The organism is Dactylosporangium aurantiacum (genome assembly GCF_000716715.1).
Lineage (GTDB): Bacteria > Actinomycetota > Actinomycetes > Mycobacteriales > Micromonosporaceae > Dactylosporangium > Dactylosporangium aurantiacum.
On sequence record NZ_JNYJ01000017.1, the window covers coordinates 1 to 26,446 of the forward strand.

Consider the following 26,446-nt stretch of genomic DNA (forward strand, 5'->3'; position numbering starts at 1 on the left):
CAACCGACCGTACCGAGCCGGACCTCAGCAAAGCTGAAACCGTTGTGTAGCAACGAATCCGGCTTCACTGAACCGTACTGCCGCGACTCCGTAGGTTCAGGGTTCGAGTCCCTGGCGGCCCACCAGTTATCCGCGCACGGCTCCGCCGTGCTCCCCAGTGGGGGAGCTGCGCTCCACCCACACCCCCTCAACCCCATAGCCACCCGGACGTGTCGCAGCGCGTCGGCGTGACTGCGCCACGGCCCGTCCGTCGCGCCAGGCGGTGCCCCTCCGCCGACCTCACCACGTGACCCGAGAGCCTTAACGGGTTCGGCATGGCCCTCGGGGTCGTGTACGTGGGGCTGTACGTGACGCGGTACCTCATCGACTGGTCCGTGCTGACCGGCGACTGGACCACGCTGCTTGCGTTTCTGCTGGTGACGGGCACCGTCTACGTCGAGCGGCCCTCGCCTAGCGGGTCTGGCAGGGCGCGCCGTTCACCGTGAACGCGGTTGGCGGCGCGTCGCTGTTCTGCCAGGTGCCCATGAAGCCGAGGGTGGTGCTGCCGCCCGGGGCGATGTTGGTGTTGTACTCCAGGTTGCGCGCCGTCACGGCCGCCCCGCTCTGCGCTGTGGTGGCGTTCCACGCGTTCGTGATGTGCTGGTCGCCGCCGAAGGCGAAGGCGAGCCCCCAGCCCTGGATCGGTGTGGTGCCGATCGCGGAGATGGTGACCTGGGCGACGAACCCGCCGGCCCAGCTGCTGGTGGTGCGGTAGGCGACCGCGCACGTCGGCGCGGGCGCGATGAGCAGCGTCGCGGTGGCGTGTGTGGCCACCGACCCGACGGTGAGCGACACGGTGCCGTCGAGGCGGTCGGCGGTGCAGCTCGCGAACGTGGAGTATCCCTGCGTCGCAGTGAAGGTGGCGCCGGGGGCGATGGTGACCGTGCGCGGCGGCAGCGGGTCGATGACCGGGCACCCGGGCGGGATGCTGCCGGTGTCGGCGCCGCGGTAGAAGCGTGCGTAGGTGAAGAACGAGGCCTGCTGCTCCTGGGCCGTGCAGTTCTGCGCGGTCATGGTGAGGGTCGAGCCCTGGCCCGGCTGGATCTTCGCCGGGTTGAAGGTCAGCGACGTGATCTGGACTGGCCCGGCGCACGGGGGCATCGGATCGGCGGCCTGCGCCGCCGCGGGGACGGGGATGGCGCCGATGGCGGCGAGCGCGGCCACGACAACGAGTCGGCGAAGGTTCTGTTTGATTGTCATCAATGCATTAGCTTGACGTACGTGACGGCGCCGACGACGGCTCGTCTCGTAGTTCGGGAGACGCGGGACGACGGCCCATGGCAGAGGTCAAGCGCGAGGAGGGCGCCCCACTCCCCGGGGCGCCCTCCTGGTCTGTGCGGGTTTCAGCAGCTCAGCGAGCCGGGGCCGACGCCCACGCCGAGGATGCCGACGAAGCGCTGGTATGCGGCCACCCGGCTCTGCACCTGGGCGGGGTTGCGGCCGCCGCACTCGAGGCTGCCGTTGATGCTGCGGATCGTCTCGCCGAAGCCGGCGCCGTTGACCATGGCGTTGTGCGGGGTCATGGTGCCCGGGCCGCTCTGCGTGTTCCAGTACCAGAGCGCGGTCTTCATCGCGACCGCCGGGTCGGTCTGCACCAGGTTCGGGTTGTGCAGCAGGTCGATGCCGAGCGCGTCGCCGGCGGCCTTGTAGTTGAAGTTCCAGCTGAGCTGGATGGGCCCGCGGCCGTAGTAGGCGGCCTGGCCGGCGGGGCAGCCGTAGGGCTGGCTCAGGTCACAGTAGTGCGGGTAGTTCGCGGTGTTCTGCTCGACGATGTACACCAGGCCGCCGGTCTCGTGGTTCACGTTCGCGAGGAACGCGGCCGCCTCCTGCTTGCGGGTGGCGTCGCTGCCGGTCTTCGCGAACGCCGGGTAGGCGTTCAGCGCCGCGACCAGGCCGTTGTACGTGTAGAACGGGTTCCGGTTCGGGAACATCTGGTTGAACTGCGCCTCGCTGACCACGAACGCCCCGTTCGAGGGCGGCGGCGGTGGCGTGGTGGTCCCGCCCCCGCCGTTGCAGGTGTACGGGTCCCAGTACCAGGTGCTGACCGTCGGGCTGTACCCCGGGTTGTCGTGCTCGGCGATGTAGTACTTGCCGTCGGTGAACTTGACGATGTCGCCGGTGACGTAGTTGCGCCCCTGCACCCACGCCGGGAAGCTGCACCCGCCGGCGGACCCGGTCTGGGTCGGCGGCTGCGGGGTGCTCCCGCCGCACGCGCCCTGGTCCTGCCAGACCCCGGTGGTCCCGGGCGGCGCCTCGTTCTGCGTCCACCACTTGGCGAGGAAGTTGCGGCCGTTGTACGACACGGTGGCGCCGCCGGTGTAGACCGCCGACGACTGCCACGCGGCCGCGCAGCTGGCCGCCGACGCGGGCAGCATGTTGAACACGGCGACGACCCCACCGGCGACGGCGGTCGCGGCGAGCATCGCCAACAGGCGCACTCTGGACACCAGATCACTTCCGTTCACATCGACTGCGGTGCGCCCATCCGACCAGGCGGATCCGGCCGGCGCAGCGAACAACATCGAATAATGAACAATCTTTACGGTTTCCCTAAGCTGCTGCCGCGGGCGACGCTCTCGATGATCCGGCAGGCCGGCGGGCGTGCCGGCGACTTTGCGCCCGCCTCGTCACCGACATCACCTTGGCCGGGTAACCCATCCGGCGGGCGCGAAGTCGCACCGAACGCCCCGGAATACCAAGCGCGGCAGATGTCTCGGATAACCAGGATGTCGCTTTCGAACACAATTCTTCGCGTCGTTGCGCGGGATGTCCGAGCAGGTCAGGCACGGCCCGGCGGTGACGGTGCGCGATCGGTGAGTTGCGCAGAACAACCAGGTCAGGCGCAGTGTTGTCGCCTATGTCAAAAACATTTCGTGAGTTCCATCACAGCCCTTTCTTTCGCTAGACTTAGGCGACCTGCTGGGATGCCACCGTTTCGAGAGGTGGGTCACAGCGCCGCACAAACCGTGCGCTGCGCGGGCTGATCGCCCTGGGTAGGCTGGCCGTCGGTCTCGTCCGACAGGGCACCGCCCCCGCGGTGCCGGACGCGACTGCCGCCTAATCGCCGGCTCGACACCGGCGAATCGGGGACCCAACCGCAACTGGGGTGAATCCGCGGGCGACCGCGGTAGGGATCGTTCCGTCCCGAACCCGTCAGCTAACCCGGTCGGCGGCCGACGGAAGGAACAACGAGCCAGATGTCTTCACGACATCCCGGTCGGCGGATGCTCGCCGTCCTGATGACGGCCGCCGTCCTCCTCGGGATGGCCGCCGCCACGCCGGCCGCCGCCGAGCCGGGAGACGACACCGGCGACGAGGGGTCCAACGCGACCCTCGCGCAGGTCCTCGACCAGAGCACCCGGGCGTGGATCGAGGCGAAGGACAAGTACGACGCCTCGGTCAAGAGCCAGGCCGACCTGACCGCCAAGCTGGCCAAGACCGAGGCCGACGTCGCCCGGATCACCGAGCAGGTGTCGGCGATCGCGGTCGCCGCGTACCGGACGGGGCCGCTGACCACGTTCGTGGCGCTGATGGACTCGGGCAGCCCGACCGGGTTCGCCGAGCGGGCCGGCTCGATCGACGAGATCGCCCACCACAACGACAACCTGCTGCGCGAGCTCAACCAGCTCAAGAAGGACCAGAAGGCGCAGAAGGAGGCCCTGGAGGCCGAGGTCAAGCTCCAGCAGGAGCAGGTCGCGGTGATGGCCGCGAAGAAGAAGGAAGCCGAGAAGGGGCTGGCCCAGGCCGGCGGCCCGAGCAACGGCTTCGTCTCCGCCAACCTGCCCCTCGCCCAGCCCTCGCCGCGCAACGCGAGCGGCGGCTGGTCCGCGGAGTCCTGCAAGGTGAACGACCCCACCACCACGGGCTGCATCACCCAGCGCACCCTGCACGCGATGCAGCAGGCGCAGGCGGCCGGGTTCAAGCGGTTCGTCTCCTGCTACCGCCCGAGCGGGCCGTACGAGCACCCGAAGGGCCGCGCGTGCGACTTCTCGGTGCAGGCGAAGGCCGGCTTCGGCGGGGTCGCCGCCGGCGAGGACAAGGTCTACGGGGCCAACCTGGCGACCTACTTCGTCAAGAACGCGGACCGGCTGGGCGTCATGTACGTCATCTGGTTCAAGCAGGTGTGGACACCCGCGGTCGGCTGGCACCACTACAGCGGCGTCGGCGGGGACCCGTCCAGCGACCATACGAACCACGTACACCTGTCGATCCTCTAAGAACCTCACATCCGCGGCCGGCCGGCCGATAGGGCAACCGTCGACCGGCCGCCGCAGGATGAGGGGATCCGAAGTGAAGTACCGACTCGTGACGCGCAGTGACTTCGACGGCCTGGTGTGCGCCGTCCTGCTGCGTCACCTGGACCTCATCGGCGACATCACGTTCGTGCACCCCAAGGACGTCCAGGACGGCACCGTCGAGATCGGGCCCGGCGACATCCTGACGAACCTGCCGTACGCACCGGGCGCCCACCTCGTCTTCGACCACCACCACTCGGAGACCCTGCGCAACACCGGCGACCGCGGCAACCACGTCATCGACGCGGAGGCCCCGTCGGCGGCCCGCGTCATCTACGACCACTTCGGCGGCGCCGAGCGCTTCCCGGCCGTGTCCGACGAGCTGATGGAGGCGGTCGACAAGGCCGACTCCGCCCAGTACGACATCGCCGACATCCTGCAGCCGGTCGGCTGGACGCTGCTGAACTTCCTGATGGACAGCCGCACCGGGCTGGGCCGCTTCCGCCAGTTCCGGATCTCCAACTACCAGCTGATGATGCAGCTCATCGACGCCTGCATCGACCATCAGGACGTCGAGGAGATCCTCGCGCTGCCGGACGTGGCCGAGCGGGCCGAGCTGTTCCGCGAGCAGCAGGAGCTGTTCGTCGACCAGCTGCGCCGGGTCAGCCACGTCGAGGGCGACGTGGTGGTCGTCGACCTGCGCGACGAAGAGGTGATCTACGCCGGCAACCGCTTCATGGTGTACGCCATGTTCCCCGAGGCCCGGGTCTCCGTGCACGTCATCTGGGGCAAGCAGAAGCTCAACACCGTCTTCGCCGTGGGCAGGTCGATCCTGGACCGCACCTCGCCGACCGACATCGGCTCGGTGATGCTCGAGTACGGCGGCGGCGGGCATCTCGCGGCCGGCACCTGCCAGGTCCCGCACGAGGACTCCGAGCGGGTCCTGGCCGAGATCATCGCCAAGGTGGGCGCGCCGCGCGCGGCGGCGGTGCGCTCCTAGGCCGCGGCCAGCTCTGCGTTCGCGCGGTCGGTGAGCAGCAGCAGCACGCGCCCCGCGGTGGTCAGCTCCTCGTCGGTGAGGCCACCGTACAGCCGGGCGGTGAGCGCCTGGATGCCGGCGCTGATCTCCTCGAACCGCCGGCGCCCCTGCGCGGTCAGCGCGATGTCCCCGGCCAGCAGGCCGGCCTGCACCGCCTCGTCGACGACCGACGCGACGGCCCGGGGGTCGGTCCGCAGCCCGGCCGCCATCTTCGCCACCAGCGTGTCGCGGGTGAGGGATTCGGTGCCGGTGAGATTCAGCGCGACCCACTGCTCGAACGGGGTGCCGGTCCGGGCCAGCAGCCGATCGAGCACGGCCCGCGTGCTGCGCTCGGCCTGGCCGATGATCCGGCCGTTGAGGGTCGTCGGTGCGGTGCTCATGGTGCGCTCCTTCAGGGTTGTGAGATGTCGAGCAGGGCGTGCAGGTCCGCCACGAACGCCGCCCGCCGCCCCTCGTCCAGCGGCGCGAGCAGCTGCTCCATCAGCTCCCGCACGATGCCGACGGCCTGCCCGGTGACCTCCCGCCCCCGCGCCGTCAGCACGAGCTGCACGGCACGCGTGTCCGCGGGGTCGGGCAGCCGGTCGAGCAGCCCGGCGACCTCCAGGGTCCGGGCGAGCTTGGACACGTAGAGCGGCTCGAGCCCGGTGTGGTCGGCGAGCCGCCGCTGGCTGGGCCGGTCGAGGCCGAGGAGGCTGGCCAGCAGCGAATACTGCGCGTGGGTGAGCCCGAGCGGCGCGAGCGCCCGGTCGACGGCGACCCGCCACTTCATCGACAGCCGCCAGACCAGGAACCCGGGCGTAGGACCACTCATGCCAAATACTGTACATGGATACTATAGCCATGTACAGTATCTGCAACCGAGGTGCCACCTCGACCACTGCCCTCGACGGCAATGTGATCGGACAGCGTCGAGTGATACGTGCGGGCTAGACGACGATTTCCGGACAAGCGCATCGGCGCTTGCCGGACAAGATACATTGAGCCATTTTCAAGCTGAATTTGCAGCTCGGGGCGGGTGTGCCAGGCCCGGAGATCGATGAGGGCGAGGCTCCAGGTAAGACAGCAGTCGACCAAGATCCGATGCCCCGACCGGGAGCCTCGCTGTGCTGTCGTACCCAGCCACGATCCCGCTGTCCAGCCGCACGCTCAACGACCTCGCAGACCGCATCCGCCAGCACGGCAGCTACACCGAGGTCCGGGCTGGCGGAGTCTTCAAGTACCTGCTGACGTCGACCGCCGCCGGGTGCACCCCCGCATCCGGTCCATCGCGCCATCCTAGGCCGACCACCGCTGCCGACCGGCGGGCGCGGCGCTCTAGCAGTTGATATGACGCAAGACTAAGCCGAAGATCTTGCGCCAGTCGACGTAGGTCGTGGTGCAGTGCCTCGGCGGGAAGCTGACCAGTCGTCCGAAGGTTGCTTCGTCGAAGCAAGCTGGCCTTTAGGCCGCACTCTACGGAGTAGAACCTCAAAAGGTGGGAAGTTTGGTCGGCGACAAGGTCAGCAGCCTTCCAGAGTCGCTCGTAGCTGCCAGTGAGATCACGAAGCGTCACATTCAGGGGCACTGGCGGGTGGTAACCGGAACTAAGCCGCCTAGAGAACCGCCTGTGCGGTGCTCGACGTGGTGTCGTCGGCTCCACGTGCGAGGACTCCCGCCCGTGCAAACCGTGTACCACGCTGGCGGTGTATTCCGGCGCTCCGCTGCAGCTTCAGCCTCTCGCAACATGTCCTGTGTGTTTACAGGCGAGCACTCGTCCAGCGGCGGTGATGCGTTGGTTACGCCTGACTCTGGCGCTTGGGCAGCGAAAAGCGCCGGGGCGGAGGTCGCCCCGGCGCTCTTCCTACTGGTCGGTCACCGCATTACCCGTAGGTGAGGGCCGGCGTGGGCTCGACTCGGTCGGCCGCGCGGCGCAGCGTGCGGGCGGTGAAGTTGCGCATCTTGGCCATGGTGGCCGAGTCGCGGCGGTAGTCGTCGACGACCGGGGCGTTCGGCATGGCCGAGTTGGCCTCCAGGCGGACGGCTTCCAGCGACATGATCAGGGCGATCGGGGTCATGACTTCTCCTTGGCAGTGTTGGGTCCGGTGGTCGACCTGACCACCAGGGATACGGGCAGCGTCAGGCGACGCAGCGCCGGGTCTTCGGGCGGGTCGAGCAGCAGCTCGCCCGCGAGCCGCCCGCGCTCGACGCTGGGCTGGCGGATCGTGGTGAGGCCGGCGGCTTCCGCCTCCGGGATGTCGTCGAAGCCGGTGACCGACACGTCGCGGCCGGCTTGCAGGCCCCGGACCCGCAGCGCGTCGAGCACGCCGAGGGCCAGGACGTCGGAGGTGCACAGGATCGCGGTCGCCCGGTCGAGCCGGTCGAGCGCGTGGGCGGCGGCCTGGGCGCCCTCCTCGCGCTGGTTGCCCGCCGCGTTGATCAGCACGACCCGCTCCCACGGCACACCCGCGGCCAGGGCCGCGTCGCGGAAGCCGCGGACGCGCTCGCCGGTCACGTAGTAGCGCAGGTCGTCGGGGTCGGCGTGGACCTGGGTGGTCACGCCGTCGTCGACGATCCAGTGCGCCACCACCGCGATGTCGCGGTGGCCGAGGTTGACGATGTGCTCGCCCAGCCGGCGGGCCGCCGCGCGCTCGTCGATGCCGACGTAGCTCGCCTCCGGCCCGAACGCCTGCGGATCCTCACCGATCACGACCGGCACGCCGCGGGAGCGGACGAGCTCCAGCGCCGAGTGCCAGTCCGGGACGCAGTAGAGGCAGAAGGCGTCGACGGCGGCGTTGCTGATGACGCGCCGGCCGGCCGCCTCGTCCTTGGGCAGGTTGAGCAGCAGCAGCGAGGTCTCCCGCGCCGAGGCCGCCTCCGCCAGCCCGCGCAGGTAGGCCACCGCGTAGGGATCGGTGAACGCCATCGACAGGTTGTCGGTCAGCAGTACGCCGATCGCGTTGACCTTGCCGCTGCGCAGCGAGCGAGCCGTCGGGTTGGGGCCCGCGTAGCCCAGCCGCTGCGCCGCCGAGAGGATCCTGGCCCGCAGCTCCGGGGAGAGCTGATCCGGCCGGCTGTAGGCGTTGGACACCGTGCTGCGCGACACGCCGAGCTCGTCGGCGATCGTCTGCAACGTGGCCTTCATGGGTCAGCTCCTCCCTTCTCTGTATCGATCCAGTTCCTTCTGTATCGATACAGTACGTCGGGAGGGAGCCCGGCCGCCAGCGTTTTGTCGGGTCCTGGCATGTGTGCCCTGACACGTGCCCTGACCTGCTCGTTTAATCCTTACGCAATGGCGCGCCACCACGGTTCAACTGCCGGCAACGCGTCGATGTTGAGTCGGTCACCTGGGCGGGGGACCGCGAGGGTGATGTCCCGGGCGGCGGCCTCGTCGAGCAGCCGCTCGACCGGCTCCGACCACGCGTGCACCGCCAGGTTGAACGTGCACCAGTGCAGCGGGATCAGCACGCCGGCCCGCACGTCGAGGTGCGCGCTCGCCCCGTCCTCGGGCTTCATGTGGATGTCGGGCCAGGCGTCGCCGTACGCGCCGACCTGGATCAGCGACACGTCGAACGGGCCGTGCTGCTCGCCGATCTCCTTGTAGCCGCCCCAGTAACCGGAGTCGCCCGTGTAGAACAGGCTGCGCCGCTCGCCCTTGACCGCCCACGACGCCCACAGCGTGCCGTCGCGGCTGAACCGGCGGCCGGAGAAGTGCCGCGCCGCCGTGGCGGTCAGCGTGACCTGCCGGACCTGGAACGACTCGTCCCAGTCCAGCTCGATGATCCGGTCCAGCGGCACGCCCCACCGCTCCAGGTGCGCCCCGACGCCGAGCGGCACCAGGAACGGCGCCTGCTGCGAGCGGGTGAGGGCCCTGATCGAGGCGAGGTCCAGGTGGTCGTAGTGGTCGTGCGAGATCACGATCGCGTCGATCCTGGGCAGCTCCTCGATGCCCAGCGGCATCGGGTGCAGCCGCTTCGGCCCGATGAACGACGTCGGCGAGCACCGCTCGCTCCACACCGGGTCGAACAGCACCCGCACGCCCTCCACCTCGGCGAGCGCCGTGGAGTGCCCCAGCCACGTGACGTGCAGGTCGCCGTCCTGCTTCGCGGGGAACGCCGGCTTCACCACCGGAATCACCCCTTTCGGCCGCCGCGGCTGCTGACCGAAGATCAGCTCGCGCAGCGCCCCGGCCATCGCGCCGTCGGGCAGCACCTCGCGTGGTACCGGGTTGACGAACTTCCCGTCGCCGTACTGCGGGGAGCGTCGCATCCGCTCGGCCCGCGCACCGGCGGCCTGGGCACCCAGCTGTGCCGGAAGGTCACGCAGCGCCCACGCCACCCCACCCGCCGCAGCCGCGACCGCCGCCAGCGTCAGGACCCGTGTCGTCTTGCCCATGCTCCGTCGACCTCCAGTTCACCCGCCATGTCGTGAGCTTCAGCACCAAGCTTTCCATCGGCACCACACCAACGGTTGCACGGATTTTTCCCCGTACCGGATGTCACGGCCCGTCACATGCCCTCTCATCTGCGCAAATGCGTGACGGGGCGGCGGGGCGCTCCGGGACCGCTGTGGGCGAACAGACAGAACCGGCAGGTCGTGCCGTCTTTCCGGCTCTGTTGCCGAGCATCGAGGTATGGAAGGCTGCGCGCAAACTTCCCCCTTCACGCGTCGGTCACTTTCCCCCGGAGGCCCGTCGTGACCTGGTTCATCAACCAGTCACTGCTCTTCATCATCATCGCGTTCCTGCTCGGCCTGCTCGTCGGTTACCTCTGGTGGGGCCGTCAGGTGCGCCGGATCCGTACCCAGGAAACCACCACCACACCCTCCACGGCGCAGCCGCTGGTCGCCGCGGCCCCGGCCGAGCCGTTGCCGGCCGAGCCCGCCGCCACCGACCCGGTCGTCGAAGACCCGGCGCCGGTCGCGGTCGCCGTCGCGGAACCCGAGCCCGAGCCGGTCGCGGAGCCGGTCGCCGAGCCCGAGCCGGTCGCCGAGCCGGTCGCCGAGCCGATCGCCGAGCCGGTCGCCGACCCGGTCGCCGAGCCCGAGCCGGTCGCGGAGGCTGTCGCGGAGCCCGAGCCGGTCGCCGAGCCCGAGCCCGAGCCGGTCGCCGAGCCCGAGCCGGTTGCCGAGTCGCCCACGGTGCCCGCACCGGCCACTGTGGACATCGAGCCGTCCGAGGAACTGGTCGCCGACGTCGAGTCGGCGTTCGCGGCGGCGGCCGTCGTCGAGGACGCGCCCAAGGCCGAGGACGACCTCACCAGGATCGAGGGCATCGGCCCGAAGATCGCGGCAGCGCTGAAGGCGGCGGGCATCACCACGTACGCCGCGCTCGCCGACGCCGAGCGGTCCACGTTGGAGGACGCCCTCGCCGCGGCGAACCTGCGCTTCGCACCGAGCATCGGCTCGTGGGGCCGGCAGGCGCGGCTGCTCGCAGACGGCGACGAGGCCGGCTTCAAGGAGCTGACCGACTGGCTGATCGCCGGCCGCGAACCCACCCCGAAGCCCGTCCCGCCGGCACCCGAGGCCGCGGCGCCCGCCGAGGTCGCCGTCGCCACCGAGCCCGCCCCACAGCCCGAGCCCGTCGTCGTGCCCGAGCCGGAGCCTGTCGCCGAGGTCGAGCCGGAGCCCGAGGTCGAGCCGGAGCCCGAGGTCGAGCCGGAGCCTGTCGCCGAGGTCGAGCCGGAGCCCGAGGTCGAGCCGGAGCCGGTCGTCGTGCCCGAGCCCGTCGCCGAGGTCGAGCCGGTGGTCGAGCCCGAGCCGGTGGTCGAGCCGGAGCCGGTGGCCGAGGTCGAGCCGGTGGCCGCGGCCGCTGTGGTCGACGACGGCCCGCCGGACAACCTGCAGCGCATCGAAGGCATCGGCCCGAAGATGTCGGCCGCGCTCATCGCCGCCGGGATCCGCACGTACGCCAAGCTCGCCGAATCCGACGTGGACACGCTGCGGAACGCGATCGAGGCGGCCCACCTGCGGTTCGCGCCGAGCATCGTCACGTGGGCCCGGCAGGCCCGGCTGCTCGCCGACGGCGAGGAGGAGGCGTTCAAGGAGCTGACCGACTGGCTGATCGCCGGTCGTGAGCCCACCGCGAAGCCCGTCGCGGGCGGCGACGCCGGGTCCGCCGCCTGATGGCCGGCTCGACGACGACCACGGCCGTGCGGCACGAGCTGCGCCGGGTCAACCCGTTCGTGCCGATCGTGGTCGGCGTGGTCGGGATGGCGGCGCTCGCGACCGGCATGGAGGTGCCGTTCCGGCACCACATCGAGAGCGTCCTGACCGACCACACGAAGGTCGCGCTGAGCGACGCCGGGATCGACGCGGACGTGTCGTTCACCGGGCGGGACGGCACGGTCCGCGTCGAGTCCGCCGACGAGCGGCAGAAGGCCGAGGACGTGTCCCGGGCCGTCGAGGGCGTCCGGGTCGTGACGGTCATCGCGCCGCCGAAGGTCGAGGTGCCGCCGGCCCCGGTGGCGGTGAAGCTGCTCGTGGACGCGGGCAAGGTCACGCTGACCGGCACGGTGTCCGACGCGGCGGCGAAGTCCGCGCTCGGCGACGCGGCGAAGGCGGCGTTCGGCGCGGAGAACGTCCTGGACGAGCTCACCGTCGACGACAAGCGCACCAGCGACGGGGTGAAGCTGGCCGCGCTCGCGCCGGTGCTCACCGCGCTCGGCAAGGACACCAAGGCCGGCGTCGTGGACCTGCAGGGCGGCACCGTCACCCTGACCGGCACGGTGGTGTCGCAGGACGTCAAGGACCAAGCGGAGCTCGCCGCCCGGGACGTGACCGGCATCGTGCGCAACGAGCTGGCGGTCGGCGAGGCGAAGGCCGAGCAGGTGCAGACCCAGCTGGTGGCGCTGCCGACGGTCGAGTTCGAGAACGACAGCGCGACGCTGACCCCGCAGGGCCAGGCGGTCGTGGCGAACGTCGCGTCGATCCTCAAGGCCAACCCGAGCATCCGGATCAGCATCGAGGGGCACACCGACAGCACCGGCACCGAGGCGCGGAACCAGACGCTGAGCGAGGCCCGGGCCAGGACGGTCCTCGACACGCTGGTCTCGCTCGGCATCGCGGCGGAGCGGATGACGTCCAAGGGCTTCGGCGAGTCCCGCCCGAAGGTCCCCGACACCAGCGCCGCGGCGAAGGCGATCAACCGCCGGGTCGAGTTCATCGTCCAGCAGTAGGCGGCACGACAAAAGCGGGGCCTCCGGATCGGAGGCCCCGCTTCGTGTTGCCGGAGCTAGTGGTGCACGGGGTACAGCGGCTCGCGCGTCAGGCTGTCCGCCCGCAGCGACTTCGCCTGCAGCGACGTCGCGGTCGGGTCGGGCTGCGGGAGCGCCTCACACGTGGCGTCGGCCTTGTCGCCGGCCTTGCGCTGCGGCAGCTTGCCGGTCGCGAGGTACTCCGCGATCGTGTTGTCCACGCACTCGTTGCCGTTGAGCGAGTTGGCGTGCGTGGTCTGGCCGACCTCGGCGAGGAGCGAGCCGTTCGGGAAGCGGCGCCGCGCCTCGAGGCTGCCCTCGAACGGCGTGGCCGCGTCCAGCGTCGTGCCGACGAACAGCACGCTCTTGACCTTCGAACCGTCGACCTTGACCGGCTTGGACACCTTGCCGGGCCAGAAGAGGCACGGCGCGTTGTACCAGGCGTTGTCCCAGGTCATGAACGGCGCCTTGAGGAACGTGCGCCAGTTGTCCCGCTCCCAGGTGTTCCAGCTCTGCGGCCACTGGGTGTCGGTGCACTGCACCGCGTTGTAGACCGCGAAGCCGTTGTCGTCGCCGGGGGCGACGTAGTTCTCGTACGCCGCGACGATGATGTCGGTGTCGCGGTCGTTGGCCCAGCCGGCGAACGCCTCGGCCAGCTCCAGCCACGTCGACTGGTAGTAGCCGGCGTACAGGAAGATGTCGGTGAACTCGTCCGGGCCGACCACGCCGCCGGCCGGCTTGCTGCGCAGCTTGTTCTGCTCGGCGTACCAGCGCAGCTGCACCTCGGTGCCGGTCTTGCCCAGGTGGTAGACCGAGTCGTACTTGGCCAGCCAGTCGAACCAGATGCGCTCGTTGCGCTCGAAGTTCACGTCCTGGTCGAGGTTGGCCTGGTACCAGACCTTGCGCACGTCGACGTTGCCGTCCAGCACCATGCGGCGCACCCGCTGTGGGTGCAGCGTGCCGTACACCTGGCCGAGGTACGTGCCGTAGGAGAAGCCGTAGAAGTTGATCTGGCTGGCGCCGAGCGACTTGCGGATCGACTCCATGTCGTTGACGGAGTCGACCGTGGTCATGTGGTCCAGCAGCGCGCCGCCGGCCTCGCCGCACGCCTTGGCGTAGTTCTTCGACCGGTTGAGCCAGGTCTTCTCGATGCTCTGGTTCCACGGGATGTACTCGGGACGCGGACCGTTGAAGTAGTCGTTGTCGCACGACAGCGCCGGGACGCTGGAGCCGACGCCGCGCGGGTCGAAGCCGATCCAGTCGTAGGCCTCGCCGGCGCCGTTCGGGACGTACTCGCCCAGCACCGACAGGGTCAGGCCGGAGCCGCCGGGGCCGCCCGGGTTGACCAGCATGATGCCCTGGTAGTCCTTCGCGGCGACCTTGGCCTTGATCCGCGAGACGGCGATCTGGATCTTCTTGCCGTTCGGCTTGCTGTAGTCGAGTGGGACGTCGAGCAGGCCACACTCGGCGCCGCGGCGCTGCAGGCCAGGGCTCGCACACTGGCCCCAGGTGATCTTCGCGGCCCCTGCCGAGTCCGCTGCGGGCGCCGCCGAGGCGCCGCCGGCCGGGGCAACGGCCAGGGCCGTCGCCGCCGCGGTGAAGAGGACGAGCCCCTTCACGGTCTTCCGGTTCACAAATCCTCCCAAATTTGCCCAAATGGGTGTATTCGGGCAACCGATTCGGGCAAAACAATGTCATGCTGATCGTTGAGGGCGAACCTGACGCGCGGAAGGCGTAGCACCCTTTCCTCCACCCGAGCAAAAACCGCTGTCCACGGTGGACGGGGTCCGTTACAACGGTCAGGTGCTGCGCAAGTACCCGAGAACCCCCCATCTGCAGGGCTCCCGCCTGCAGCCGGGCGACCACGACCTGGCCCAGGTCCCGTTCGCGCAGCTGGCCGGGCAGACCCTGGTCGTGGAGGAGAAGCTCGACGGCGCCAACTGCGCGATCAGCTTCGACGCCGGCGGCGGGCTGCTGCTGCAGTCGCGCGGCCACTACCTCACCGGCGGGCCGCGCGAGAAGCAGTTCGGGCCGCTGAAGGCGTGGGCCGCGACCGTGCGGTACCAGCTGCAGCCGGTGCTCACCGACCGCTACGTCATGTACGGCGAGTGGCTGTACGCGAAACACACCGTCTTCTACGACGCACTGCCCCACCACTTCTGCGAGTTCGACGTCTTCGACCGGGTCACGGAGCGGTTCCTGGCCACCGAACGGCGCCGCGAGCTGCTGGACGGGCTGCCGGTCAGCTCCGTGCCCGTGCTGGACACCGGCCGCTTCGGCAGGCTCGCCGAGCTGACGGCGCTCGTCGGGCCGTCGACGTGCCGCACCCCGGGCTGGCGCGACGCGCTGCGGGACGCCGCCCTCGCCGGTGGCGCCGACCCTGACCAGGTCGTCAAGGAGACCGACATGTCCGAGGACATGGAGGGGCTGTACCTGAAGCTCGAGGCGGACGGCGCGGTGCTCGGCCGCTACAAGTGGGTGCGGCCCAGCTTCCACACCGCGATCCTGGACTCCGGCAGCCACTGGCAGGACCGCCCGATCGTGGCCAACCGGGTGCGGGCGTGAACGCGTTCGAGCGGCTGTGCCCGGCCGGGCCGGCGTGGACGGTGCCGTGGCCGGACATCCACACGGAGTTCGACTGGATCCGCCGGCTCGACGGCGTGCCGCAGGACGCCGTCCACCACGCCGAGGGTGACGTCGCCACCCACACGCGGCTGGCGTGCGAGGCCCTGGCCGCGCTGCCCGCCTGGCGGGAGCGCCCCGCCGAGGAGCGGGTCCGGCTGTTCGCCGCGGTGCTGCTGCACGACGCCGCGAAGCCGTTCTGCACCGCTGTCGAGGACGACGGCCGGATCACCGCGCACGGGCATTCGCGCCGCGGCGACCTTATCGCCCGGCAGGTGCTGTGGGAGGCCGGCGTCCCGATCGCGTGGCGGGAGCACGTGGCCGCGCTGATCCGCCACCACCAGGTGCCGTTCTGGGCGCTGGAGCGGCCCCGCGGCGACCTCGACCGCATCGTGCACCGGGTGAGCCTGCTGGCCCGCAACGACGACCTCGGGCTGCTCGCCACCGCCGACATCCTGGGCCGGGTGTGCGCGGACGCCGGTGAGCTGCTCGACAACGTCGCGCTCTTCCTGCAGTACGCCGAGGACGACGGCTGCCTGGACCGGCCCCGGCGGTTCCCGTCGGAGCACGCCCGGTTCACCTACTTCCGCAACCCCACGCGGACCGCGGACTACGCCGCCTACGACGACACCACGGTCACCGTGACCGTCATGTCGGGGCTGCCCGGCGCCGGCAAGGACCACTGGATCGCCGTCAACCGCCCCGGCGTGGCCGTGGTCGGCCTCGACGACTGGCGCGACCGGCTGGGCGTCAGACCCACCGACGACCAGGGCCCGGTGATCGCCGCCGCGACCGACCAGGCCAAGACGCTGCTGCGGGCCGGCACGCCGTTCGTCTGGAACGCCACGAACCTGACCCGCCAGCTGCGCGCCCGCTGCATCGGGCTGGTCGCCGACTACGGCGGGCGGGTGGAGCTCGTCAGCGTCGAGGCGCCGCCGGAGGTGGTGCGGCGGCGCAACCGGGCCCGCCCGCGCCCGGTGCCGGACGGGGTCGTGCGCCGGATGGTCGGGCGCTGGGAGACGCCCGACCCGACGGAGGCGCACCGCGTCGACTGGGTGCTCAACGTCTGAGTGCGGGGCCTGATCAGCTGAGTGCGGCGCTCGGTCAGCTGAGTGCGGCGCCTGATCAGCGTTTGATGGGCGACGAGGCGGCGGCCGTGGTGCGCTGGCGCTGCATGGCGAGGGCCTGCAGCGCCGACGAGCGCACCAGCAGCAGCTGGTTGAGCGGCTCGTTGGCGGCGATCGGCTGGGCGTACGGGCGGTTCTCCACCGACCAGCCGTCGTGCAGGTCGTACTCGACGCTGAAGCTGCGGTCCCGCGACTTCGAGTAGTCCAGCAGGATGCCGGGCCCGAGCGCCCGCGTCGCGACCTCGCCGGCCATGTGCGGGATCGGCGAGAAGAAGAACGCGACCTTCGGCACCGGCTGGAACAGGTCGACGTCGATCAGGTCGAAGACCCCGACCGGCTGGTACATGCCGTGGGTGTCATGGACGCACAGGCCCGCGCCCAACTCGACCCGCCCGGTGTTGTCGATCTCCATGTGGCCGGCCGGCCCGCCCGGCGTGACGATGCCGGCGCCGTCGTTGCCGGCCACCGTCAGCACGCTGCCCAGCGGTGCCGGGTAGTTGTGCGTCGGCACCACCTTCGTGCTCGGTGCCATGCTCTGCCGGCGCGTCGTGAACATCGAGTACGTCTCCTGCCACGCGACCTCGAGATGGCGTTCGAGGTAGTGCACGGAGAGCCAGATGGTCGGGGCGCCGCTCGCCGACGTGGCGACCGCGTGGAGGCCGAAGAGCGCGAAGTGGTGGTCGCGCAGCTGCTCGATCGTGGCCTCGTTCATGTCGATCGTGAGTTTGTGCTGCTCCACGGCTTCCTCCAGGTTCTGCGGCGGTAGGACCTCAGTGTGGAGCGGTTCGGTTGCACGATCGGGGCATTCCGTGAAAATCATCCACGTTCGGTTCGAGCCGCCTCGATGACCGCGCGGGCGGCCCGGGCCAGCTCGTCGGGGTGCGGCCGGAAGGCGGCGGCGATGTCCGGGTGGAGGCTCGACCTGGCGATCTCCAGCAACCGGGCGCTCACCTCGGCGGCGGACTCGCCGTGGTAGTCCTGTTCGACCTGCTCGGCGGCGCGCTGCAACGCCGAGCTCAGCTGGGCTTCGAGAGGCTCCTGCAGCTTCTGGGCGGCCGGGCTGAGCTGGGCGTCATCGAGTGAGACGTGGAGTTCCTGCATGGTGCGGCGGTACCCATGTGCCGCCGGTTTCAAGCGCTGCGCGCGAGCAGCCGGACCGACCGCGGCGCGGCGCGCCGGACCGGGTAGGTCGAGCGGACCAGCGCGAGGGCCCACGCCATCCGCGCCACCGCCGTCTCCGGGTGGTCACCGAACTCGCCGGCGACCTGGGCCGCGCAGCCCTTGATGCCGAAGCGCCGCAGCGTCGCCGCCACCGCCGCGCGGACCTCGTCGCCCCGCGGCGACTGCGAGCACTGCAGGTGTGAAACGAACAGCGCCTCTGCCCGCACCGCCTCGAATGTCGTGGTTGCCATCTCGCACCCCTTGGTGTGTGTTCCTGATGACATTCACGCTAGAAGCGTCCGATGTGTTCGGGCTCACGGTTTCATGCCACCGTCCGGTAACCGTCACCCTCCGTGTGATGGTGCGGCGGCGTAGGGGCTGTGACAGGGTTGGCCCGTGTCGTTGACCCCTTCAGGTCCGGTGCGGCTGCACCGGGCCGCCCGCATCGAGGACGCCTTCCACGACGTGCTGGAGCGGCGCCTCCGGCTGCGCGGGTGGAAGGTGGCCGTCACCCCGTACACCGGCTACGGCGCCCCGGGCTGGGTCCGCGTCCTGGGCCGGGTGCTGCTCACCCGCATCGACCCGAAGCCCGGCAAGCGCCCCAAGAAGCTGCGCGGCTGGCGCTCGTTCACCGCCGTCTCCGTGGCGAACGCGCCGGTCCGCATCACCGCCGGCGAACGCACCTGCGAGGTGCGCTGCGACCGGGGCGGCTTCATCGACACCGTCATCGAGGCCGACCTGGCCCCCGGCTGGGCCTCTGTCACCCTCGAGTGCGAGGACAGCGCGCCCGTCGAAGCGCCGGTGCGCATCGTCGACCCGTCCGTGCGCTTCGGCGTCGTCTCCGACGTCGACGACACGGTCATGGTCACCACGCTGCCCCGCCCGCTGCTGGCCGCCTGGAACACCTTCGTGCTCGACGAGCACGCCCGCGCCTCCGTCCCCGGCATGGCCGTGCTGTACGAGCGCCTGGTCAACGCCAACCCCGGCGCCCCCGTCTTCTACCTGTCGACCGGCGCCTGGAACGTCGCCGCCACCCTGACCCGGTTCCTGTCGCGGCACCTGTACCCGGCGGGCCCGCTCCTGCTGACCGACTGGGGCCCGCAGCCGGACCGGTTCTTCCGCAGCGGCCAGGCCCACAAGCGTGCCTCGCTGGCCCGGCTGGCCCGGGAGTTCCCCGACATCCGCTGGCTGCTCGTCGGCGACGACGGCCAGCACGACCCGGAGATCTACGCCGAGTTCGCGGCCGAGCATCCCGACAACGTGGCCGCCGTGGCGATCCGTCACCTGTCGCCGACCCAGGCGGTGCTCGCCGGCGCCTTCCCGACCCCGGCCGGCAGCCCCCGCCGCCTCCCGGCGGACGCCGCCGCCCAACGCTGGCTGGGCGCCCCGGACGGCGCCGGCCTGTGGCGCCTGCTTCGCGACACCGAGATGCTGTAGGGCCGTCGTGGTGGCCGACAACGGCGGTTCACCGCAAGTAGCAAGGCCGGCGACCACGGGGCCGGCGCCTGGCCCAGCCGGCAGCAGGATCAGCCCGTCGTGGTGATCCTGGCGGGTCGCGGCCGAACATCCCCGGCTACGCGGCCGCCACGACAATCCGGCACCGCGTCCTCGACCAGACCGTCCGCGTCTTTCCGACCCCGACTAGGCAGCACCCGCCGCATATCCGACGCCGCGGCCGCCGCCCGACGATGACTGAGCGCCCCGGACGGCGGCCCCTACTCCACAGCTCTGAGATGCTGTAGCCGCAGTCCTTTGTTGCCCAACGCCCGAGGCCAGCGTGGCCGCCTGCAGTGGCGTTCACGGCGGATGGCACCGTTCAGCGACCTCAAGGCCGGCGCCGGGCCCGGGCGGCAGCACGACCATGTCAGGCGCGGTCGTCCTGATCCTGCCGAGTCGTGGCCGAACATCCCGGCAGCGCGCATGCTGCGGCGATCCAGCACCCGTCCCCGACCTACCGGCCGCGCCGGCGGCTTTCCGACCCCGGCCGGCAGCACCCGCTAACTCCAGCCTGGCGGTGCCGCCTCGCCGGCGATGAAGAGGGCAGTGTCCGGCCTTGGCTCGTGCCTGGCACCTTGATCGTGGGTCTGATATCGGCGTGAGCCGGTTGCGACGGCGCGCCCCAGCAAGGGGTCTCATACGGCGGACCAACGAGGCCCCATTAGCGCCACCTCAGTCGAAACGGCGCCGGGCCTACAGCAGCATTGGCGGCGGCCGGGTTGGGCGGCGCACCCATGCCTCCCGTCGAAGTCCGGCGGCATTGGAACCCGCCCTCTCGACAGCGGAAAGGCCGGGGCGGCTGCGCCCCGGCCCTTCGTCGTCGTGCCGTGCGTTACAGCTGCGCGTAGTCCGGCGCCTCGACGCGGGTCGTGGCGCGGGCGCCGAGACCGATCGAGTCGTAGTCCTGGCGGCTGGTGCCGCGCAGGATGAGGGCCCAGACGATGCCGATGACGGCGACCACGCCGTAGGCGGCCGGGAAGGCCCAGACCGCGGCGTTCTCGGTGCCGGGGGCGAAGCCGAGCAGGCCGCCGAAGTTGTCCACGACGAGCCAGATGATGTAGGCCAGGGCCAGCGAGGACAGGACCGGGGCGATGACCCGGGCCCAGGCGCCTTCGCCGCGGGTGTCCTTCAGGAAGTACCCGATGACCGACAGCGAGGTCGCGAAGACCAGGAACAGCACGCCGACGCCGCCGGAGGTGCCGAGCCAGAAGAACAGGTTGAGCATCGGGTCCCAGCCCTGGACCGCGAAGAGCACGAGCACGACGAGCGCGATCGCGGTCTGGAAGAGGGAGCCGGACGCGGGGGCGCCGGAGCGTGCCCGGGTGCGGCCGAAGAACGCCGGGAGGACCCGCTCGCGGCCGAGCGCGAAGGCGTAGCGCGCGGTCGTGTTGTGGTAGCTCAGGGCCGCGGCCGCGATGCTGGTGGTCAGCAGGATGAGGCCGAGGTCGGCGGCCCACGCGCCGCCCTTCTCGGCGAGGGTCGGGAAGAACGGGCCGCCGGCGGCGGCGATGTCCGGCTGCTGGGCCAGCGGCACGAGGGCGTCCGCGCCGACGCTGACCGCGGCGGCCCAGCTGGTGACGGCGTAGGAGACGACCATGACGGCGAGGCCGAGGAACGTGGCGAGGGCGACCGTCCGGTTCTTGCTGCGCGCCTCCTCGGCGAACACCGGGGCGGCCTCGAAGCCGACGAAGGCGGTGACGCACACGGCGAACGCCGGCCCGGCCGCGTCCTTCAGCGAGCCCCAGGTCCAGGGCTCAAGGCTGACGCCGCCCTCGGCCGGGTTGCTCAGGAAGATGAAGTCGAAGATCGTCACGGCGACCAGCTCGGCGCCGAGCAGGACCATGAGGACCTTGCTGTTGACGTCGACGCGCAGCAGGCCGAGGATCGCGATGACCAGCCACAGCCCGAGCGCGAGGATCCACCACTTGACGTCCAGGTCGGCCTTGTCCGCGAGGATCAGCGAGGCGAAGAAGCCGAACGCGCCGTACAGGCCGATCTGCAGCAGGTTGTAGGCCAGCAGGGCGACCAGCGCGCCGCCGACGCCGAGCGGGCGGCCGAGGCCCTGGGAGATGTAGCTGTAGAACGCGCCGGCGTTGGTGATGTGCCGGGACATGGCGACGTAGCCGAAGCTGAACAGCGCCAGGACCACGGCGATGATGACGAAGGCGAGCGGGAAGCCGGTGACACCGACCCACCCCCACGCCGAGGAGACGAGGGCGCCGACCACCATGAGGGGGGCGGCCGCCGTGAGGGCGAACATGATGACGGACGGCACGCCGAGACGGTCCCGGGCCAGTGCCTGTGATACCACGCTCGGTCGCATCGGCGACGTTGCGGACATCGGTCCTCCAGGGGGTTGAGGGGGGAAGGGGGAAGAAAGTCCGCTAGCCGCGCTGCGACAGCACCGAGTCACCCACCGCCGACTCGACCTGACGGATCAGGTCGCGCAGCGGCGGGGGCAGGGCGCTGACCGCCTGTTGCAGTCGTTTGATGCTGGTCTGGTCGGTGTCCCACAGGACATGGCCGGACAGGCCGGTCGCGTCTGCCAGACCGGCGAGCGTGGTGTCGGCGACCCGCATGGGCTCGTGCCCGGTGAGCAGGCGGCGCAGCCGCACCACCCGCCCGGCCGGGAGGTTGATGTCGGTGGACACCCAACGGGTGGTGGTGCGCAGCAGCCGCCGTACCTGGGTCTGCTCGACCAGCCCGACCCGGGCGAGCCGTTGGCCGACCGCGTCGACGGCGGTCTGGCCGAGGAAGAGCAGCCACGTGCGGATCTCGCGGTGCTGCGTCTCAGCGATCATGGTGGCGAGGTTGGTGTGCGCCAGGGGGTCCGAGGGAGGCTCCCGGCTGATCACCCGGAGCCGGTCGCCCTCGCAGACGATCCGCTGCTCCAGCACGAGCTCGCCGAGCATGGCCCCGGCGAGGCCGAGCTCGACGGCCCGCTGCGACAGGCGGGACCGGCCGTCCCGGTCGTCGTGCGCGATCAGGAAGAAGTCATCTGCAAGCAGCATCCGCCCGCACTCCTCGAAGAGGGCAGGGTGAAGGCGCCACGTACCCCAGCCTGGCGCACCGTCACCACACTTCCGTCTTCAGCTCAGATTGGAACCGAAAGATCTCACGGGCCCAACGCGAAAGCATGCACTGCGGGACAGTGCTCCGCAACTTTCGTAATGAGGATTTCAATGATCGGCCAACCGGAAAGTGATATTGACGCCCGGCTCAGCCGGCCAAGGCTACCCAGCGTGAAGAGTCGTAATTCGGGTCCAAACGTCGTTCATTCGTACCCTGGGTAACATTCGGATACGTACGGAAGAGGCATTGTTGAGCTTTCTCCGCAGATGATTGCGGTACAGAAGTCAGCCATCGATGTCGCACTGCGTGACGGCCGGCGCACGCGCGGAAAGGCCGGCTCCCATACGGCGCGTAATGAGAGCCGGCCTCGCGTTCCGAAAAGGTCAGACGATCGACTCGGCCGCCTCGTCGACGGCCTCGAGGAGCTCCTCCAGGGCGTAGCCTCCGTCGTGCCGGACCCCGTTGATGAAGAACGTCGGCGTGCCGTTGACCCCGCTGCGGACCCCGCCGACGAAGTCGCGGCGCACCCGGTCGAGGTGGACGTGCCCGCCGACCTCGTCGGCGATCTCCTCCGACGGCAGGCCGAGGCGCTCGACCCCGACCATCAGCTGGCGCGGGTTGATGCTGCGCTGGTGCTCGAAGAGCCAGTCGTGCACCGGCCAGAACTTCCCCCTGGCGGCGGCCGCCTCGGCGACCTCCGCGGCGAGGTCGGCGTAGGGGTGCACGTTGGTGAGCGGGAAGTGCCGGTACGTGTAGCGCACCGTCTCGTGCCGCAGCCGCAGCAGGTCCTGCACGATCGTGTGGGCCATGCCGCAGTACGGGCACTGGTAGTCGCCGTACTCCACCAGCGACACCGGCCCGTCGGACAGCGTGTGGTCCTCGGACCCGACCGGCACCACCAGGCGGGCGACGGTCACCTGGAACGGAGTCGTGGTCACAGCACCGGCCGCCGTTCGCTGTCGAGGCCGTCGAGCGCGTTGAGGATCCCGTCGGCGCCCGGGTTGACCCCGGCCGGCGCCACCTGGCTCCAGGCGACCACGCCGTCGCCGTCCAGCACGAACAGGGCCCGCTGGCAGACCCCGCCGCGCTCGTCGTAGACGCCGTACCGGCGGGCGACCTCGCCCTTGGGCTCGAAGTCCGCCAGCAGCGGGAACGTGATCCCCCGGTCCTCGGCGAACGCCCGGTGCGACCAGACGTTGTCCACGGAGATGCCCACGACGCCGGCGTTGTAGCGCTCGAACTCCGGCATGACCGCCTGGTAGAGCGCCATCTGGTCGCCGCAGACCGGGCTCCAGTCGGCCGGGTAGAAGGCGAGCACCGCCGGGCGGCCGCGCAGCTGCGCCGTGCCGAGCCGGTGGTCGGGTGCGGAGGGCAACTCGAAGTCGGGCGCCCGCTGCCCGGCGTGCAGCGCCGCCGGAGGCATGGGCTGAGATACAGATCCGCTCATTCTTCAACGGTTCGCCGCGGCGCGGCGGGGCGGGTCACTAGGCCGGGGTGACCGTGTTGACCTTCAACGGGCTGCCGGTGCACGGCGACTCGAAGCCCGGGTCGGGCAGGCCGGTGACCTTGACCCGCTGGCCGGCGCGCAGCCCGGCGGCGGCCGGGCCGACCAGCACCCACACGATGGTGTCGGTGACCAGCGCGACGCAGGCACCGTCGACGCGGACCTGGCCGGTCGTGGTGAGCACGGTGAAGTCGTCGGTCGGCTCGTGGGGCGCGGTGGTCTTCGGCACCCCGGACGGCAGCGTGATCACCGAGTCGCCCGGGTTGGGCACGGCCTTGGAGCCCGAGGCGGACGGTGCGGGGGTGCCGGAGGGTGCGGCGGAGACCGAGGGTGGCGGCGCGGCGGCCCGGTCGGTGGAGCCGGCGGCGCAGCCGGAGACGGAAAGGGCGGTGACGGCGAGGAGGAGGCCCAGTGCTCGGTTCATGGCACTTGGACCTCCTCCGGCCGTGCGCGGTTCCGCGCGGTGACGAATCAGCGGCTAGCGGTTCAGCCGGTGATGCGGATCTTCATGCTGGTGCCGTCCGTCGAGACAACCCGGATCTTGACACCGTTGTTGGGGACCTTGACACCGTAGTACGTGCTGGTGGCGGGGTCCTCACGGTAGTAGTTCCTGCTGTCGTCGAACGTGGCGTTGCCGGCCTGGCCCCGGATGTAGCTCGGGGTGCTGTTCGGGCCGTAGTGCAGCGTGAACGAGCTGGCCTTGGTCAGGCCGAACGTCGCGTCGTAGCCCTGGATGCGCGGACGCCACGGGGTGCCGTCCAGCTTGTAGACCAGGTCCGGGTGCGCGTCGACGGGCAGGATCAGGCCACCGCCGTGGTGCTGGCTGGTGTTGTTGTCCGAGAACGACGTGTCCCAGTAGGTCACCAGGAGACCGGCCTCGTACGGGAAGTGCTCGACGAGGTCGGGCTTGTCGGCGAAGCCGAAGTTGTACGGGCCCGTCTTGAGGTACTGGTCCCAGGACGTGTACGTACGGTTCGACGCGATGTAGAAGTTGTCGTACGCGGTGGTCAGCGTGCTGCCCACGGCGGTGAAACCGACCGCGGTCCAGCCGTTGGCCCCGGCCTCGGCACCGTCGGCGAAGACCGTGGTCGCGCCGTTGGTCACCTTGATGTCGTCGGCGAAGAAGCCCTGGCCGCCGGCGGCACCGTCGGTGAAGTAGTGGAACCGCAGGCCGACCGTCTTGCCCGCGTAGGCGGACAGGTCGAACGACGCCGGCACGAAGCCGTTGCTGGTGCCGTCGATGCCGTTGCCCTCGGCCGCGTTGGTGATCGTGCCCGGGATCGACTTGAACCCGGTGCCGTCGTCCACCTCGACGTACGCGTAGTCGCACGCGTCGGGGCCGCAGTCCTCGATGTCCCACGCCGCCTTGAAGCTCAGCGTCGTCGTGCCGGCCGGGACGGCGACGGTGCGGGTCAGCGAGTTGTTGAGGTTGTCGCCGGAGCCGCTCCACCAGGACTTGGTGCCCTCCGGCGGGGCCGGCAGCTGCGTCACGATCTGCTTCTTCGGCAGGACCACGACGACGGCCTGGGCCTTGGCGCTGTTGTACTCGTGCGGGCCGAGGTCGAGCGTCTTGTTCTGCCCGGCCACGACGATCTCGTAGTCGAGCCAGCCGAGCTGCAGCTTGTCCCACGCGCCGAGGTCGGCGGCGCGGTCGGCGATGTTGTTGTCGCCCGGCTTGCTGACCCGGCTCTGCGCCATGATGGTCCACCAGTTGACCGGGTTCTCGGCGTTGCCGCTCGCGCCCGAGGTGTCGTAGTGGTCCGGCAGGCCGAGGTCGTGGCCGTACTCGTGCGCGAACACGCTCAGGCCGCCGTTCTCGGGCTGAATCGTGTAGTCACGGATCCACAGACCGGTGTTGCCGATCTGCGTGCCGCCCATCTGGTTGAACGACGGGCCGCTGGTGAAGTTCTGGAACGCCGCCCAGCGGTGGCTCCAGATCGCGTCCTCGCCCTGGTACGGGTCGCCATCGGCCTGGTCGCCACCGGAGTGGACGATCTGGAAGTGGTCGATGTAGCCATCGGGCTCGTTGAAGTCGCCGTCGCCGTCGTAGTCGAAGCGGTCCCACTGGTCGTAGGACGCGAGCGTGGCAGCGATGTCGGCGTCGGTCTTGCCCTGGGCCTTCTGGCCGGCGACCCACGCGTCGACGGCGTCCCGGATGAGGTACCAGGTGTTGCTGCAGACGTTGCTGCCGCACGGGTAGCCGTTGCTGCGGCCGTACCGGGCCTCGTTGTACGGGACCTTCACCCAGTCGGTGACGAGACCCTCGACGCTGTAGCGGCCCGAGGACTGCTTCTCGTAGTACGTCTTCAGCGACTCCGCACCGCTGCCGGTGGCGAAGTACTTGTTGTAGAAGTACTGCTGGCTGAAGTCCGGCTGCCAGACGGTCGAGTTGTCGACCGACCGGTCGGGGGCCGGGATCGCGTTGTGCAGCGGCCCGTCGAACACCGTGGGCCCCGGGGTGGCGGCGCTCGTGTCCTGGTCCGGGTAGCTCGGGTGCCGCTCGTTGCCGAACTCGGCGAGGACGACGAAGATCTTGTCGGTCTTCTCCCGGCTCAGCTCGACGTACTGGTCGACGCGGGCCGTCTTGGTCTTGGTGTCGCCACCCTTGCCCGTCTGGCCCTTCTTGCCGATCTTGACGACCGTGCTGGTCCCACGCTTCTCCGGCGTCGCCTGGCCGCTCAGGATCTGCGAGATCGCGACCTCACGGGATTCGCGCCGCTTGTCCTCCAACGGGTTAGGCAGCTCGTCGGAGGGTGACGCGGCGTCGGCTACGGACGGTTCCCCGGACGCCGGCACCGCATACGCGGCGCCACCACCGGCGAACACCCCCATACCCGACGCAAGCGTGAGACTCAGAAGTCCCACGGTCAACTTACGCACAGGTACCTCCCTGGTGGGGCGAAAGCACCCAGGCATGATGTCGATGCCTCGATGCACCTGTCGCGAGAGACTAGGGGGTCACCGGGACCTGTAAAGATCAA

24 protein-coding genes and 1 riboswitch are annotated in these 26,446 nt (G+C 70.4%); of the genes, 7 read left to right on the top strand and 17 right to left on the bottom strand.

Going from position 1 to position 26,446, the window contains the following annotated elements:
- Positions 1 to 450: 450 nt before the first annotated feature.
- Both OP18_RS52760 and OP18_RS20140 read right to left on the bottom strand, forming a co-directional pair.
- The gene (locus OP18_RS52760) at positions 451 to 1,239 is read right to left on the bottom strand and encodes a cellulose-binding domain-containing protein (RefSeq protein WP_081970929.1); all 789 of its coding nucleotides are present in this window, start codon (positions 1,237 to 1,239) and stop codon (positions 451 to 453) included.
- 143 nt (positions 1,240 to 1,382) lie between these two features.
- Complete coding sequence (locus OP18_RS20140) at positions 1,383 to 2,486, bottom strand: glycoside hydrolase family 19 protein (RefSeq protein WP_052387018.1); 1,104 nt, start codon at positions 2,484 to 2,486, stop codon at positions 1,383 to 1,385.
- A 597-nt stretch (positions 2,487 to 3,083) separates the two neighbouring features.
- Positions 3,084 to 3,227, top strand: a riboswitch (cyclic di-AMP (ydaO/yuaA leader).
- Positions 3,228 to 3,236: 9 nt separating this feature from the next.
- Here OP18_RS20140 and OP18_RS20145 point away from each other — a divergent pair.
- Positions 3,237 to 4,256: a coiled-coil domain-containing protein gene (locus tag OP18_RS20145; protein ID WP_033360531.1), complete on the top strand. Its 1,020-nt coding sequence runs from the start codon at positions 3,237 to 3,239 to the stop codon at positions 4,254 to 4,256.
- A gap of 88 nt (positions 4,257 to 4,344) precedes the next feature.
- Positions 4,345 to 5,274 (top strand): DHH family phosphoesterase, encoded by a 930-nt coding sequence (locus OP18_RS20150; RefSeq protein ID WP_245635460.1) that lies wholly within the window; start codon positions 4,345 to 4,347, stop codon positions 5,272 to 5,274.
- Here the strand turns inward: OP18_RS20150 and OP18_RS20155 are convergent.
- The 5 genes from OP18_RS20155 to OP18_RS20175 form a co-directional block, all read right to left on the bottom strand.
- The gene (locus OP18_RS20155; protein WP_033360533.1) at positions 5,271 to 5,693 is read right to left on the bottom strand and encodes a hypothetical protein; all 423 of its coding nucleotides are present in this window, start codon (positions 5,691 to 5,693) and stop codon (positions 5,271 to 5,273) included. The genes OP18_RS20150 and OP18_RS20155 overlap by 4 nt on opposite strands.
- An 11-nt stretch (positions 5,694 to 5,704) precedes the next feature.
- Positions 5,705 to 6,124 carry a MarR family winged helix-turn-helix transcriptional regulator gene (locus tag OP18_RS20160; RefSeq protein ID WP_033360534.1) on the bottom strand — a complete coding sequence of 140 codons (420 nt, stop codon included), beginning with the start codon at positions 6,122 to 6,124 and terminating at the stop codon, positions 5,705 to 5,707.
- Positions 6,125 to 7,172: 1,048 nt separating this feature from the next.
- Positions 7,173 to 7,367: a hypothetical protein gene (locus OP18_RS20165; protein ID WP_033360535.1), complete on the bottom strand. Its 195-nt coding sequence runs from the start codon at positions 7,365 to 7,367 to the stop codon at positions 7,173 to 7,175.
- Positions 7,364 to 8,434 (bottom strand): LacI family DNA-binding transcriptional regulator, encoded by a 1,071-nt coding sequence (locus tag OP18_RS20170; RefSeq protein ID WP_033360536.1) that lies wholly within the window; start codon positions 8,432 to 8,434, stop codon positions 7,364 to 7,366. Before OP18_RS20170 ends, OP18_RS20165 begins: the two co-directional genes overlap by 4 nt.
- 140 nt (positions 8,435 to 8,574) lie before the next feature.
- Entirely contained in the window at positions 8,575 to 9,684 is a 1,110-nt protein-coding gene (locus OP18_RS20175) for an MBL fold metallo-hydrolase (RefSeq protein WP_033360537.1), read from the bottom strand.
- Positions 9,685 to 9,984: 300 nt separating this feature from the next.
- On the opposite strand from OP18_RS20175, the gene OP18_RS59695 reads away from it, so the two are divergent.
- Both OP18_RS59695 and OP18_RS20190 read left to right on the top strand, forming a co-directional pair.
- Positions 9,985 to 11,412 (top strand): helix-hairpin-helix domain-containing protein, encoded by a 1,428-nt coding sequence (locus OP18_RS59695; protein WP_052387020.1) that lies wholly within the window; start codon positions 9,985 to 9,987, stop codon positions 11,410 to 11,412.
- Positions 11,412 to 12,464 (top strand): OmpA family protein, encoded by a 1,053-nt coding sequence (locus OP18_RS20190; RefSeq protein WP_033360538.1) that lies wholly within the window; start codon positions 11,412 to 11,414, stop codon positions 12,462 to 12,464. Before OP18_RS59695 ends, OP18_RS20190 begins: the two co-directional genes overlap by 1 nt.
- A 56-nt stretch (positions 12,465 to 12,520) precedes the next feature.
- Here the strand turns inward: OP18_RS20190 and OP18_RS20195 are convergent, their stop codons facing one another.
- A complete protein-coding gene (locus OP18_RS20195) occupies positions 12,521 to 14,116 on the bottom strand; it encodes an alpha/beta hydrolase (protein ID WP_245635461.1) in 1,596 nt (531 codons plus the stop codon).
- Between the two features lie 142 nt (positions 14,117 to 14,258).
- On the opposite strand from OP18_RS20195, the gene OP18_RS20200 reads away from it, so the two are divergent.
- Entirely contained in the window at positions 14,259 to 15,047 is a 789-nt protein-coding gene (locus OP18_RS20200; protein ID WP_245635462.1) for an RNA ligase family protein, read from the top strand.
- Positions 15,044 to 16,174: an AAA family ATPase gene (locus tag OP18_RS20205; protein ID WP_033360539.1), complete on the top strand. Its 1,131-nt coding sequence runs from the start codon at positions 15,044 to 15,046 to the stop codon at positions 16,172 to 16,174. Before OP18_RS20200 ends, OP18_RS20205 begins: the two co-directional genes overlap by 4 nt.
- A gap of 55 nt (positions 16,175 to 16,229) precedes the next feature.
- Here the strand turns inward: OP18_RS20205 and OP18_RS20210 are convergent, their stop codons facing one another.
- The 3 genes from OP18_RS20210 to OP18_RS20220 all read right to left on the bottom strand — a co-directional run bounded on the left by OP18_RS20210 (position 16,230) and on the right by OP18_RS20220 (position 17,643).
- Complete coding sequence (locus tag OP18_RS20210; RefSeq protein ID WP_033360540.1) at positions 16,230 to 16,970, bottom strand: hypothetical protein; 741 nt, start codon at positions 16,968 to 16,970, stop codon at positions 16,230 to 16,232.
- Positions 16,971 to 17,047: 77 nt separating this feature from the next.
- Entirely contained in the window at positions 17,048 to 17,332 is a 285-nt protein-coding gene (locus OP18_RS20215) for a hypothetical protein (RefSeq protein ID WP_033360541.1), read from the bottom strand.
- A gap of 29 nt (positions 17,333 to 17,361) precedes the next feature.
- Entirely contained in the window at positions 17,362 to 17,643 is a 282-nt protein-coding gene (locus OP18_RS20220; RefSeq protein WP_052387021.1) for a hypothetical protein, read from the bottom strand.
- A 145-nt stretch (positions 17,644 to 17,788) separates the two neighbouring features.
- Here OP18_RS20220 and OP18_RS20225 point away from each other — a divergent pair, with 145 nt between their 5' ends.
- Positions 17,789 to 18,829, top strand: coding sequence for an App1 family protein phosphatidate phosphatase (locus OP18_RS20225; RefSeq protein ID WP_156089649.1), 1,041 nt, complete (start codon positions 17,789 to 17,791; stop codon positions 18,827 to 18,829).
- An 892-nt stretch (positions 18,830 to 19,721) separates the two neighbouring features.
- On the opposite strand, the gene OP18_RS20230 is transcribed toward OP18_RS20225, so the two are convergent.
- The 6 genes from OP18_RS20230 to OP18_RS20255 all read right to left on the bottom strand — a co-directional run bounded on the left by OP18_RS20230 (position 19,722) and on the right by OP18_RS20255 (position 26,297).
- Positions 19,722 to 21,230 carry an APC family permease gene (locus tag OP18_RS20230; RefSeq protein WP_033360542.1) on the bottom strand — a complete coding sequence of 503 codons (1,509 nt, stop codon included), beginning with the start codon at positions 21,228 to 21,230 and terminating at the stop codon, positions 19,722 to 19,724.
- Positions 21,231 to 21,273: 43 nt separating this feature from the next.
- The gene (locus OP18_RS20235; protein ID WP_033360543.1) at positions 21,274 to 21,900 is read right to left on the bottom strand and encodes a GOLPH3/VPS74 family protein; all 627 of its coding nucleotides are present in this window, start codon (positions 21,898 to 21,900) and stop codon (positions 21,274 to 21,276) included.
- Positions 21,901 to 22,344: 444 nt separating this feature from the next.
- The gene (locus OP18_RS20240; RefSeq protein WP_033360544.1) at positions 22,345 to 22,899 is read right to left on the bottom strand and encodes a DsbA family protein; all 555 of its coding nucleotides are present in this window, start codon (positions 22,897 to 22,899) and stop codon (positions 22,345 to 22,347) included.
- Complete coding sequence (locus tag OP18_RS20245; protein WP_211273608.1) at positions 22,896 to 23,384, bottom strand: redoxin domain-containing protein; 489 nt, start codon at positions 23,382 to 23,384, stop codon at positions 22,896 to 22,898. Before OP18_RS20245 ends, OP18_RS20240 begins: the two co-directional genes overlap by 4 nt.
- 61 nt (positions 23,385 to 23,445) lie before the next feature.
- On the bottom strand, positions 23,446 to 23,889 hold the full coding sequence (locus tag OP18_RS20250; protein WP_033360546.1) for a hypothetical protein: 444 nt from the start codon (positions 23,887 to 23,889) through the stop codon (positions 23,446 to 23,448).
- Positions 23,890 to 23,951: 62 nt separating this feature from the next.
- The gene (locus OP18_RS20255; RefSeq protein WP_245635464.1) at positions 23,952 to 26,297 is read right to left on the bottom strand and encodes an immune inhibitor A domain-containing protein; all 2,346 of its coding nucleotides are present in this window, start codon (positions 26,295 to 26,297) and stop codon (positions 23,952 to 23,954) included.
- Positions 26,298 to 26,446: the final 149 nt, after the last annotated feature.